Annotated in this window: 11 protein-coding genes; 2 read left to right on the forward strand and 9 right to left on the reverse strand. The window is 50.9% G+C overall.

Annotation, left to right across the window (positions count from 1 at the left end):
* Positions 1 to 559: 559 nt before the first annotated feature.
* From EKM92_RS05970 to EKM92_RS05980, 3 genes are read right to left on the reverse strand one after another with little or no spacing between them, the layout of a single operon-like run.
* Positions 560 to 1231 carry a TetR/AcrR family transcriptional regulator gene (locus EKM92_RS05970; protein WP_125708900.1) on the reverse strand — a complete coding sequence of 224 codons (672 nt, stop codon included), beginning with the start codon at positions 1229 to 1231 and terminating at the stop codon, positions 560 to 562.
* A gap of 4 nt (positions 1232 to 1235) precedes the next feature.
* Positions 1236 to 2483 (reverse strand): ABC transporter permease, encoded by a 1248-nt coding sequence (locus EKM92_RS05975; protein WP_125708902.1) that lies wholly within the window; start codon positions 2481 to 2483, stop codon positions 1236 to 1238.
* Complete coding sequence (locus EKM92_RS05980) at positions 2461 to 3204, reverse strand: ABC transporter ATP-binding protein (protein WP_125708904.1); 744 nt, start codon at positions 3202 to 3204, stop codon at positions 2461 to 2463. Before EKM92_RS05980 ends, EKM92_RS05975 begins: the two co-directional genes overlap by 23 nt.
* A gap of 335 nt (positions 3205 to 3539) precedes the next feature.
* On the opposite strand from EKM92_RS05980, the gene EKM92_RS05985 reads away from it, so the two are divergent.
* Positions 3540 to 4022, forward strand: a complete 483-nt coding sequence (locus tag EKM92_RS05985) for a transposase (protein WP_125709197.1) — start codon at positions 3540 to 3542, stop codon at positions 4020 to 4022.
* A gap of 445 nt (positions 4023 to 4467) precedes the next feature.
* On the opposite strand, the gene nrdF is transcribed toward EKM92_RS05985, so the two are convergent.
* The 6 genes from nrdF to EKM92_RS06015 form a co-directional block, all read right to left on the reverse strand.
* Positions 4468 to 5418 (reverse strand): class 1b ribonucleoside-diphosphate reductase subunit beta, encoded by a 951-nt coding sequence (gene nrdF / locus EKM92_RS05990; RefSeq protein WP_125708906.1) that lies wholly within the window; start codon positions 5416 to 5418, stop codon positions 4468 to 4470.
* Between the two features lie 41 nt (positions 5419 to 5459).
* Entirely contained in the window at positions 5460 to 6377 is a 918-nt protein-coding gene (locus EKM92_RS05995) for a ribonucleotide-diphosphate reductase subunit beta (protein WP_125708908.1), read from the reverse strand.
* 169 nt (positions 6378 to 6546) lie between these two features.
* Positions 6547 to 8691, reverse strand: coding sequence for a class 1b ribonucleoside-diphosphate reductase subunit alpha (gene nrdE / locus EKM92_RS06000; RefSeq protein WP_125708910.1), 2145 nt, complete (start codon positions 8689 to 8691; stop codon positions 6547 to 6549).
* A 42-nt stretch (positions 8692 to 8733) separates the two neighbouring features.
* Positions 8734 to 9207, reverse strand: coding sequence for a class Ib ribonucleoside-diphosphate reductase assembly flavoprotein NrdI (locus EKM92_RS06005; RefSeq protein ID WP_125708912.1), 474 nt, complete (start codon positions 9205 to 9207; stop codon positions 8734 to 8736).
* A gap of 183 nt (positions 9208 to 9390) precedes the next feature.
* Positions 9391 to 10233, reverse strand: coding sequence for a DegV family protein (locus tag EKM92_RS06010; protein WP_125708914.1), 843 nt, complete (start codon positions 10231 to 10233; stop codon positions 9391 to 9393).
* Positions 10234 to 10288: 55 nt separating this feature from the next.
* The gene (locus EKM92_RS06015; RefSeq protein ID WP_164509913.1) at positions 10289 to 11059 is read right to left on the reverse strand and encodes a LysR family transcriptional regulator; all 771 of its coding nucleotides are present in this window, start codon (positions 11057 to 11059) and stop codon (positions 10289 to 10291) included.
* A gap of 286 nt (positions 11060 to 11345) precedes the next feature.
* Here EKM92_RS06015 and EKM92_RS06020 point away from each other — a divergent pair, with 286 nt between their 5' ends.
* A complete protein-coding gene (locus EKM92_RS06020) occupies positions 11346 to 12149 on the forward strand; it encodes an IS1380 family transposase (protein WP_164509914.1) in 804 nt (267 codons plus the stop codon).
* Positions 12150 to 12179: the final 30 nt, after the last annotated feature.

Here is a 12179-nt window from a genome sequence, read left to right on the forward strand (position 1 = left end):
AAGTCACCGATTGCATATCGACAACTTGCCCTTCAAGAGGCTGCATAACCAAGTTATTTAATTGTCCAACCTAATGGGTTCACATCAATTAGAGACAAGAAGAATATGTGTTTTCCCTTTAGTCTTCTCGTCTCCTTTTTACGGTATCTTATCCATCGATAAACCCCGTAAATCATTGCTGGTATTGTCATCAATAACAGCAGCACGGAAAGTATGTACATTTTTCTCCTCCAAAAGTCCAATGTTTTAGCCCAACTAATTATTGCTTGTCAATACAATATACGGATCACTCTATATTGCGACATAGGACATCACTGCCGGAAAATATTGGGTCTAGAATTTTTGGTGTTGGAAAGTATTTCCATTCCAAAAGTACTAGGCCCTTTTTGATAACAAAAAAAGGCATCTAAGCCTCCCTAGTGCTATGCTTTAAGCGACGAAACTCAAGATAAGCGGGGTAGGAATAGATGTCTCAACTAGATAATACGGTAGATTGTAAAATTAATCCGAACAGCGTTCGGATTAATTTTACAGTCTACCATATCAAGTAACAGTTAGCTCACTGACCAGTAATTTGATCATGTTCACCCGGGGTCAATATTTTGGTCATCACCGTAATCAAATACGCTTGTTCGCGCTCAATTTCAGTTCCCGGCAATTCCAGCATTAACTGCGCTAAGTAACCGAATAGCTGCGATAACAAACTTTGCAGTATCAAATCATTCGGCCAATCCACAATCAAATGATCTGCTTTTAGTTGATTTATGACACTTCCCATCTGCTTGACCACCTTAGGCGCAATCTGGCTAAGAATCTGTTCGCGTCGTTCGGTGTCAAAAGCTGCCATTTCAAAAATGACCTTTAACTCTTTCACGTTAGCTTTAGCAAATGCAACTCGGTCCGTAAAAATTGCTGTGACGAATGCCTGTAGACTGGGATAACGCTGCCGTAATTCATCCTCTGAAAAATCACTCGCTAAAATTGGCACAATATGCGCGGCAATTGGTGCTAAGATGGCATCCCGTAAGGCAGCCTTAGTCTTATACCGCCGATAGACCGTCCCCTCTGCAACGCCGGCCCGTTGTGCAATATCACTAGTACTGGTCTGGTCAAAACCCTTTTCAGCAAACAAATCGAGACTTGCCTGGAGGATGGCCCGTTGCTTAGGTGTAATCGTTTCATTCTGACTTAGATCCTGTTGAAAATAATCCCGTATCCGTGGTCGTTCCATATCCTCACACCTTCCGATAACGTTTCATTCCAACAATATTCAACATTGTTAGTACGACCATAAACCCTACTAATATTAACAAATTGGCACCAATATCGCCAAGCCCAGCACCCTTTGTCACAACAGCCGTCAACGCATTAGCACCATAGTATAACGGCATGATGTGGGCAATTGCTTGCAACCAACTGGCCATGCCATCGACTGGAACCAACCCAGCAAAAAAGATTTGTGGTACAACAATCAGTGGAATAAACTGAATCATTTGAAATTCTGAGTTAGCAAAGGTGGAAATAAAGATACCCAAGGTCAAAGCCACTAACGCCAATAATAAGTTAGTCAGAAAGACCAGCCAAATACTACCAACTAAGTGAATCTTGAAGACCGTAATTGTAAAAACAACGGTCAGGACAGTCTGAATGATGGCAAAGCCCCCATAACCAATTAGATAGCCCATAATAATTTCACTCCGTCGAATTGGGGTTGCAAGTAGCCGGCTTAGGGTTCCAGTAGTGCGTTCATTCAAAAGTGAAACGCCAGAAATCAAGAACACAAAGAAGAAGACAAAGAAACCGAGAAAGGCTGGCAAAAAGTTTTCAAAGAACGTTGAATCACTACTACCATAAATATAATGAGACTTAGTCGTATAACTGGTTGCTTTAGCTGACTGAGTCGAACTAGACGTCGTGGCTGTGGCCTGCTTGAGTTGCTTTTGTAATTTCTCAGCAGTTGCCTGGTCACCGCGGGCCTGGGCTTGTGCAATGGCAGTCTTCAGCTTGGTCACCGTTGCTTGTGTCTGGGCTGCTGTCAGCTTCTTCAAAGCCGCTTGTTGCGATTCAAGGGCCGCGCGCTGTTTCTTAGTAACGGTCACCAGCGTCTTCATTTTCAACTTGACTAATCCTGATTGTAAACTCGCCTTAATTAAAGACGTGTTGGTTGGATTGCTATTTGAATAAGTAATCGTCAATTGACCATTTTTCTGAGTCAAATAGCCATCTAGATCATGCTGCTTAATCATTTTCCGTGCCTGTGAACTATCATAATGATGAATCGTCACGTTTTTGGTATCGATCACGTTAACCACGGATTGGTCTACATGATGAACACCCAAGCTTGCTACTTGCGTCGTGTTGTTTTGAAATAAGAAATACATCAGCGTCATAATCAGCAATGGTGCCAAAAACATCAGCGCCAAGGTACGCTTATCACGTAACATTTGCTTAAAAACTCGTCTAACGATTGCCATCGTTCGCATCTTGCATCCGCCCCGCTTTCAAAAAGACCTGTTCGATCGTATCTACTGCATACTGTTGTTTCAGTGCCGCGGGTGTCCCCTCAGCAAGCGCAATCCCGTGCCGAATCAACATGAGATAATCACACCGTTCTGCTTCGTCCATGACATGCGTTGTCACGAGCATCGCCTTACCGGTATCCTTGAGCTTATTTAGTTCGGTCCAAATTTGTTGCCGTAATTCTGGATCAATCCCAACGGTCGGTTCATCTAAAATCAATAATTGGGGATCCTGAATCAGGGCAATTGCCAACGACAAGCGCCGTTTCATCCCACCCGAATAGCCACTGACCCGCTTGTCTAATTGGGACGTTAAATCAACTAATCCGGCGGCATAATCAATCATCTGTGCTAACTTTATTTTTGGAACGCTCATCAATTGCCCAAACAAGGTCAGGTTTTCACGGGCCGTTAGTGTCTCATACAAAGCGTCACTTTGGGCCATATACCCTACTTGTGCCATTACCGCCCTATTGGGCATCACCGTATCCATGACTTTAACAGTGCCACTATCCACAGCTTCCATCCCTAAAATACTCTTGATCAAGGTGGTCTTCCCAGCTCCTGATGGCCCAATCAAGCCATAAATCATTCCAGCCGGCAGTGTCAAATCAATCTGATTGAGCACTTGCTGATGACCAAAGTGCTTGCTGACCTGCTTGGCGATGACATAATCCGTTGCCATTTTAATAACCCTCTTTCTCAAAGAGAGTGTATGCTCACTCACTTAATGGCTTTAGTATAATCAGCACATCTCGGTTTGTCAATATTAAAATGAGTTATCACTCACTTATTTTGTTTCCGGCCCATTTGTCACCGCATTGCAATCTAACATACGGTCATATTTTTACAAGATGTTTTTCAGCCAATTTTAAATTTTACTTCCACAAGCTTTCTAGCAACTTAATATAAAAAGGTTATCAGCAGACTTATAGGTTTAATTAAATCTAGTTTATTCATATTCTTCTATTTGATAACGGCCTGTTCTGGGATTGTCCTCAACGACTGGCTAACTTGTTTTTGCAATTTACGTTCAAGTATCAGGCCGCGTCATGGGGTAAAGCTCGCCGTGTTATCGTATGTTCTACTCATACGGCAGATGAGCTAGTTCCCTGGAACCACGCATTCGTAGTGACCAGCCTGGCCTCCGAGGCTCCAGAGACTTTGTTCAAGACCTATAGACAGCGGGGCAATGCTGAGAACCAAATTAAGGAGCTGAAATGCGGGTTTGGCTTTGACAAAACAGACAGCTCAACTTTTGCACGGAACACTGCACGAGCCTTGATCACCGGTATTGCCTATAACCTGGTTCAGCTCTTTAAACAGCTCTTTGTCTCGGAAGACCGTCGTTCAACCATCTCCTCGCTACGGTTCAGTCTCTTTCACATCGCCGGTAGGATTACTTGGCACGCCCGTCGTGTGGTGATTCATCTTGCTTCTAACTATGTTTACAAGAACTGGTTTAGTCGGCTCATGGACGAAGTCCATCAGTTGGCGACCTGAACTGAATAACTGAATAGGTCGTGCGTCGAGCCGAAAACTGGGTCGGTCTGTTCGTGGTGCATCGATCACCAACTTCTCCGCTCAGTCAGTATTCGCAACGCTCCAAACGTTGCTTTCGGACCGGCCAGATGCGATTTCATGTCCCAAATACCGAGGTGAATAATCCAGGTTAAAGTGTGCTGCGAAGCCATCGGTCAAGGTAGCCCTAATGGTACTTTGACTAGCCTTACACGTAGCGTTGCACACCCGCGCAGCGACTACACTCCGATAAAAACTAAGCGGAAACTCCCTTTCTGCAGGGTTCCCCCAAGGCCTGAAGCAAGGGCAGCGCCGCGGTAGCAGTTTTTACTCACCTTAGATTAGGTGAGTTTTTTTGTTGCAGCGGCAAACGCCCTACACACATCAGATTGTTGTCTGATGTGTGTAAGGCGTTGGGGTGAATCACTTAGAAGTCATAGTCGCTTTCTTGCATCGATTCTGCGGTGCCCATGAGGTAGCCGGCACCGACTTGAGAGAAGAAATCGTGGTTGGCGGTTTCTGTGGAGATGCCGTTCATGACGATCGGGTCGATGTCTTCGATCGCGGCGTGCTCGAAGCGGGCAGGGAAGCCCATGTTCTGCAGGGACTTGTTGGCGTTATAGCGCACGAATTGTTTGACCTCATCGGCCAGCCCGATCGGCGCGTATAAGGCGTCGCTAAAGGCGAATTCGTTTTCGAGCAAGTCGTCGAGTAGGTCGTCCATCCAGGCTTTGAAGGTCTTCTTCTGGGCATCGGGGAGCTCGTTGAAGCCGAGTTGGAACTTGTAGCCGAGGTAGGTGCCGTGGACGGATTCATCGCGGATGACCAGCTTGATGATCTCCGAGAGGTTGGCGAGCTTGTTGTTGCCGCGGTACCACAGCGGGGTGAAGAAGTTGGTGTAATACAAGATCCCTTCTAGGAAAACGCTGGCGACCTTCTTCTCGATATTGTTACCGGTCTGGTAGATCTCATTGATCACACGCGCCTTGTATTGCATGCGCGGGTCGTTGTTCATCCAGTCATAGACGGCATTGATAGTTTTCTGGTCGTTCAAAGAGATCAGGATGGTGCCATAGCTTTTGGCGTGGATAGATTCCATCATCAAGAAGTCGTTGATGACGGCGGCTTCTTTGCGCGTGCGGGCGTTTTCGCGCATGACGTTGACGCCTTCTTCCGATTGCAAGGTGTCCAGCAGTGCCAGGCCACCGACGGCTTTGTTGATAACGTCTTTCTCGGTTGGAGAAAGTGTCCGCCATGTCGCGAGGTCGTGAGAAACTGGGACGCGGGTGTCTAGCCAGAACTGGGCGGTGGCTTTGTCCCATACATATTCATCGAATTCGTCTTCGATGGTGTTCCAATTAACGGTTGTGAATGTCATTGCTTACTTCCTTTTCTGCGTGTGGTGAGTGCGCTGGCGGATCAGAAATCGTAGTCTTCTTCCATCATCGCTTCCGTCGCGTCGACGTCGACTATCTGCTCATGGGCAACAGGCGTTAGCACGCGCTGGCGCGTTGTTTCGACTAACGCCGCGAGTGGCGTGTCGGCGACTTCACCTAGGGGCAAGTCTAACAATGAATTGGCGTGATGCAGGCCCAGCATCAGCGCGTCGTCATCGGCGTGCGGGTCAAGTGCTGTCGACCAGGTACGCTCCCATTCGGCCAGTGCTTGTTCTAGCGCCTGGATGGCGGCTGAAGCGGCGGTTTGTTCGGCGGCGGGTAATGCAGCGAGATTCTGGCGCCATTTGTAGCCTATATAGTTGACGAATATCAAGCTACCAGCCAAGATATTCGTCAGCATCCTAGCGACGTTCGGCAAGGTGGTGACGGCCAATACCGGCGCTAGGCGGTTGTACAGCAGCTCGGTTTCGATCAGGATGAAGGCGGCTTGACGGACCGGTGCAACCGGGCTTTGAATCGCGTCATCGAGCTTGGTCAGTGCCGCTTGCGTTGCCGCGTCGCTGTCTGCCCAAGCGAAGAATGATGCCGCATTGTCGTCTTCGCCTAATCCGCGAAAGATCGTGGTGTAGCCTTTGGTGTGGACAGACTCCATGAAGGTCATGATGTTGAGCACGGCTTCTTCTTGTTGCGTCCGGCGGCACGAGCGCAGCGCTGGTGCACAGCGCTCGGATTGATATGCCGCCAACAAGCTGGCAGACGCTAAGGCGCGGCCGATCTTGGTCTGCGTCGTGGGGTCCAGCGCGGCCCATGCCGCTTGGTCTTCGGTGATCGGGACGCGGATGTCGAGCCAGAAGTTGTTGGTGAGCTGTTCCCAGATCATCGCATCAAATTCGTCTTCAGTCTCGTCCCAGTTGATCGCTTTATAATATAGATATGCCATGTTTCTCCCTCGTGATGGTATCGTTCTTGTGTTGGTGGGCTATTGTGGGTTCGGCGAGTGGCGCGGCGCGGGTGCGGCTAGCTACGCTATCGTACTCGAGGCCAAGACCACCTCAAGTGCGACAGCTAGGCTACCCGACCCGCTAAGTGCGCGCCACTCCGCTCTGGGGTCAGATCATGCATGATTCGCATTCGTTGGCTGTCTTGATCTCGTCGTCTTCAGTGAACGTGCGGATGTAATACAGCGACTTGATGCCTTTTGTCCAGGCGTAATTGCGCAGGCGGTTGAGGTCGCGCGTCGTCATCTTAGGCTGCTCTGGGGTCTTCCATTCGTATAAGCCCACCGGCAGGACCGAGCGCATGAACAGCGTGAGGCTCATGCCTTGGTCGATATGCTTCTGGGCGGCGGCATAGGTGTCGATGATCTTACGCTGGTCGATGTCGTAGGCCGGCGTGTAGTATGGCAGCGTTTCGTTGGACAGGTAAGGTGCCGGATAGAAAATCGAGCCGACTTTGCTTTCTTGGCGTTGTTCGACCAGTTGGGTGATCGGTTGTAGCGATGCGCTAGTCTCGTTGATATAGGAGATCGAGCCGTTGGGTGCGACCGCCAGCCGGTTGCGGTGATACAGGCCGGTGGTGGTAACGGCCCGTTTCAAGGCTTGCCAGTCTGCGACAGTCGGGAGCCCTAGCTGAGCAAAAATGGCGCGGTTCTTCGCGCTGGTCAGCGTAAATTCGCCAGTCAGGTACTGATCGAAGTAACTACCGTCTGCGTATCGCGACTGCGCGAAGCCTTCGAAGCTTTCGCCGCGTTCTTGAGCGATGTGATTGGAAGCCAGCAAGGAGTAGTAGTTCAAGGCGATGAAGTACGCCTCGGTGAATTCGAGGGCCTCTGGTGACCCGTATTCGATCGCGTGGCACGCCAGCGCCGTATGTAGGCCCATGGCGCCGAGCCCGATCGTGTGGAAGCGGCGGTTAGAGGCGTTGACCGTCGGGACTTCTTTGATGTCGGTGGTATCGACCACCGTCGTCAAGGCGCGCACCGCAGTCTCTACGGAACGCCTGAAGTCTGGTGACGCCAACATGTTGACGATGTTGGTGGAGCCGAGGTTGCAGGCGACATCGGCGCCGACTTGAGCATAGGACAGATCATCGTTCAAGACGGAAGGCTCATGTGGCTGCAAGATCTCGCTACACAGGTTACTCATGATGATCTTGCCAGGCACCGGGTTGGTGCGGTTGGCCGTGTCGATGTTGAGGATATAAGGATAGCCAGATTCCTGTTGGAGGCGGGACAGCTCTTGCTCTAACTCGCGGGCGTTGATCGTGGTTTTGCGGATGGTAGGGTCGGCGACCAGGTTGTCGTATTCTGCGGTGAGGTCGATATAGGAGAAGGGCTTGTTGTATCGGCGTTGAACGTCACGCGGTGAGAACAGGTACATCGGGGCGTTGGTCTTGAGCAACTCGTAGTATTTGTCAGGCACGACGACGCCTAGCGATAGCGTCTTCACGCGGATCTTCTCGTCGGCATTCTCACGCTTGGTGGCCAGAAACGCCATGATGTCCGGATGGAAAACGTTCAGGTACACCACGCCGGCCCCGTTGCGTTGGCCGAGTTGGTTGGAATAGCTGAAAGCATCTTCCAGCAACTTCATGATCGGTACCACGCCAGAAGAAGCGTTCTCGATGTCTTTGATCGGTTCACCAGCCGCGCGGATGTTAGAGAGGTTGACGCCGACGCCACCGCCGATGCGTGACAGTTGCAAGGCGGAGTTGACGGCGCGGCCGATCGACAGCATCGAGTCGTTGACGTCGATCAAGAAACAAGACACCATCTGGCCGCGCCGCTTGCGTCCGGCATTGAGAAAGGTCGGCGTCGCCGGTTGATAGCGTTGGGTGATGATCTCTTCAGCGACCGCCGAAGCGAGTTGCTCGTCACCGGCGCCGAGGTATAGCGCATTGAAAACGACACGTTGGCTGAAGTTCTCGAGGTACTGGGTGCCATCATTGGTTTTCTGCGCGTATTGGGCATAGAACTTGTAGGCCCCCATGAAACTTCGAAAGTGAAACTGCTTGGCTGCGACACGATCGAATAAGGTCTTCACGAAGTCGCGGGTGTATTGGGCCAAGATGGTGTCGTCGATATAGTCGTTGTCGACGAGATAGGTCAGATAGTCATCGAGTGAGGCGAAGGGTACGGTATGCGGGGTGATCTCTTCGTCGAGGAACGTATGTAATGCCTCTTGGTCGTATTGGAGCTGGATCTGGCCATCAACAGGGATGTTGACCAGGTTGTTGAGATAGAAGTAGTCTTTCATGAAATATCCTTTCGTTGCGAAGCGTCGTCGTTGCCACTGTACTCAGGCTTCTGGGTTGGGCCAGGCGGCACTGGGCGTTGGTTGCGCATAGGCGAGCAGCATCTGCCCGATGCGAACGATTTCGTTTTCGCTACCGCGCAGCTCGAATTCAGTCAGGTAAGGGAAGCCGAAGCGCTGGGCGTATTGCTTGGCGGTCAAGGCGAACTGCTTGTTGAAGTTGCGGTTACCACTACCGATGATACCGACGCAGCGCTTATAGTTGTCGGCATAGACCAGATAGTCGGCCAAGATTCCAGTCAGGATCTCGGTGTAGCCGTTGTTGACCCCATTGCCGCCTTTGAGAAAAGCCGGTAGAAACGAGACGAATGGTGCGTCTAGGGGCTTCGGGTCTGGGGTGGCTTTGACGTTGATGGCGTGGACGCATACGTCTAATGTGGCTAAATGCTGGGTCAAGCGCTCGACGAAGTTAGTGGTGTTCCCGCTGAGGCTGATATACAATATATTGAGATGTTTCAATGAATTTCACCGCCAACGTCTATATGTTGTGGTTCGGTAATAATCATAGCACCGTATATAGTGCAATTTGAACAAGGAATCCTTGTGCGTTGATGTGGTGATCCTTGTGCTTTCATGGCGCTCGGCTGACTTAGGGTAAAAAAACAGGCATGCCCCGTGATGGGCATGCCTGTTGGCTGTGGTTCAGTCGGTGTAATACATCACGGCAAAGGCGCCTTCGCCTGTGTGCGTGGCGATGACCGGCGATGTCGCCTGCACGACGATCGGCAGGGCTGGTAGCGCTTGGCGCAGACGCGTTGCCAACGACTGTGGATACTCGGCGCTGCCGGCGTATGAGATGCCGACGGCGGCGAGGCGGTCACATTGGGTGAGCTTGGTCAGCAAATCGTCGGCGAAGCGATGGATGGTTTTGATGCCGCGGCCTTTCTGGCGGACGCTGAGCTGGCCATCGACGACTTCTAAGATGACCTTGATGTTGAGCAGTGACCCGATAGCCCCTGCGGCGCGGCTGAGACGGCCGCCTTTGACGAGGTTGTCCAGCGTCGCGACGGCTAGCATCACCTTGGTCCGGGCGCGCACCACCGTCATCCGGGCGAGGAGCTCAGGCATAGCGGCCCCTTGTTCGATCAGCTTGGCGGCTTCGATCAGCTGGAAGCTCAAGGCCCGGTCGAGGAAGTCAGAATCGATCACCGTCACCTGCCCGTCGGCCAGCTCGGCGGCTTGGTGGGCGGCGTTGACCGTGCCAGACAAGGCCGCCAGCATGTGCACAGACAGCACCTCGCTACCGTCGGCGCATAGTTCGTTGTAGACGTCGAGGAAGCGGCCGATCGGCGGCTGCGAAGTCTTAGGCAATGCCGAAGCTTCCGCCATCTTAGCCATGAATTCGCCGCGGCTGATGGTTTCGCCATCGGTGTAGATGGTGTTGTCGATCATCACAGTGAGTGGGACGACGGTGATGTGATACTTGGCGATTTCTTCATCAGTCAGTTGCACAGAGGAGTCGGTCACGAGCTTGATATTCGTCATGGATATGCCTTCCTTCTGGTTTCAGGAACCAGCTGTCATCTTTATGGATATTGTATCATGTCGTAACGCTTTCGTACAGAGAGGAGGCGCTTCGTACAAAGGTCGCGTAGGGGATCTTGAATCGCTGATGTGGCGTGGTGCGCATCAAGTCATCGCGGGCCATCAGGTAATCTGGTAGTAACGCGATCCCCTGACCTGCTTGGATTAGGTGGATAATACTGTCCCATGAATCGATTTCTTGAACCTGTGACAAGTCTTGGTGGAGGTAGCGAAGCGTTTGTGCCCGAAACGGGCAGTGCTGGTCACTGTTGATCAGAAAACGGTGGGCCTCGAGTGGCCGGTTCGCGCTGATCAGAAACGAAGCAGGGAGGAATGCGCGTGCGATCTGCTGGTAGCCAGTGTGCGCGAAGTTCGCATAGGTGACGACCAGCTCAGCTGCGTCTTGCGGTAAATCAAGGAACTCTGTAGAAGTTAATAGTGCGAAGGTATCATGGGCTAGCGAGTATTCTCCTTGCTGGATGACGAGAAGATCAAAAAGCAACTTCGACATCGCGATACGTCTTTTGTGCACAGGGGCGTGCATTTGTTGCCGGATGTCATCGGTCAGTTGGGTCACCGTCTGGGCGTATGCATAGAACTGAGTACCGTTTTGCGTCGGGGTAAGGCCGCGATGATCTCGGGTAAATAAGCGCACCCCGAATTCAGATTCGATATGCTTGAGGCGCACCGTCATGTTCGATTGCGCGAAGCCCAGTGATTTAGCCGCTTGGTTAAGAGAGCGTAGTTGATATAGTCTGATGAATATCTCTAAGTCTTGCAGTTGCATAGCGCATCCTCTTATCACGATTTGCGATAACCTTATCATAAACTGATAATATGAGCCAATATCAACGGCGCGCATACTGGGGATCGTAAGTTAAATATACCTGGATTATTCATAGAATTTCAAAAAAGCAGCGCAATCCCACGATTCACACGGGACTGCGCTGCTTTGGTGTTTCACCCATTGGGTGCGCCTATATGCTAAGGTTGAGTCAACGAAAACCATCACGAAAGCGAGGCTTCACACCATCTCAACTTTAACCAGCTTATCCCTGCAATGCAATACCAATGTGACTGTGACCGCCGACGGCGGTCAACTTTCAAATGACGCCGGGCTCGTTTTGTTCCAAGAGTTTCTTCATCGTATCAACTTTAGGCAACTTGCCAATCAGTGCCTCAAGTTACCAGACCAACGACGATTCTGGAAGGCCTCGATGATCGACATCTTCTTGGAAAAATTGTTGCTCGACGTTGCCGGGTATTTACATGACAGTAGTGCCAATGACTGGCAACGTGATCCCGTACTGGCGGCCACCTTGGGTAGCTCTCGGCTAGTCTCACAACCCTCACTTTCACGGTTTTTCAAGCGCCTTGAAGACGCCGACCTAGATGACTTTCGGAAGCTTATCTGGCAAGTAGCCGCCTTGGCTTTCCGTCTTAGTGGTCAATCCCGCTTCGTGCTGGATATAGACTCAACGCATTGTGATACTTTCGGTAATCAAGAACGGTCCGCCTTCAACGCTCACTATATGGCCTATGGATATCACCCTCAGGTTGTATTTGATCAAGAGTCCGGGTTGCTCTTAGACGCCTTGATGCGCCCTGGCAATGAGTACACCGGCAAGGAAGCCGATAAGTTCGTCGAGACAACTTTTTCGCGCCTATCGGCGCTCCCTCAAAGCACCAGCGTCATCATTCGAAACGATTCGGGGTTTGCTGCGCCAAAATTTTACGAGATGTGCGACACACATGGCGTCGACTTTTTGGTTTATATGGCTTTAGCCTGGTGCGCGCGGAAACGCGCGCGCCTCAAAACCACCCGCTGTGCGGGTGGAGTCAATATAGTTATACAAAAAACTCTCCTCGTGGATTAGAGTGTAGGTGTTCAGGCCACACTGCATAAC

It is taken from the genome of Lacticaseibacillus porcinae (assembly GCF_003946305.1).
Taxonomy (GTDB): domain Bacteria; phylum Bacillota; class Bacilli; order Lactobacillales; family Lactobacillaceae; genus Lacticaseibacillus; species Lacticaseibacillus porcinae.

Bases quoted from the DNA above. Each gene is read 5' to 3' on its own strand.
- EKM92_RS06015 (WP_164509913.1), bottom strand. From the start codon at position 11,059: ATGCAACTGCAAGACTTAGAGATATTCATCAGACTATATCAACTACGC.
- EKM92_RS06010 (WP_125708914.1), bottom strand. From the start codon at position 10,233: ATGACGAATATCAAGCTCGTGACCGACTCCTCTGTGCAACTGACTGAT.
- nrdF (WP_125708906.1), bottom strand. From the start codon at position 5,418: ATGACATTCACAACCGTTAATTGGAACACCATCGAAGACGAATTCGAT.
- EKM92_RS05975 (WP_125708902.1), bottom strand. From the start codon at position 2,483: ATGCGAACGATGGCAATCGTTAGACGAGTTTTTAAGCAAATGTTACGT.
- EKM92_RS05980 (WP_125708904.1), bottom strand. From the start codon at position 3,204: ATGGCAACGGATTATGTCATCGCCAAGCAGGTCAGCAAGCACTTTGGT.
- nrdE (WP_125708910.1), bottom strand. From the start codon at position 8,691: ATGAAAGACTACTTCTATCTCAACAACCTGGTCAACATCCCTGTTGAT.
- EKM92_RS05970 (WP_125708900.1), bottom strand. From the start codon at position 1,231: ATGGAACGACCACGGATACGGGATTATTTTCAACAGGATCTAAGTCAG.
- EKM92_RS05995 (WP_125708908.1), bottom strand. From the start codon at position 6,377: ATGGCATATCTATATTATAAAGCGATCAACTGGGACGAGACTGAAGAC.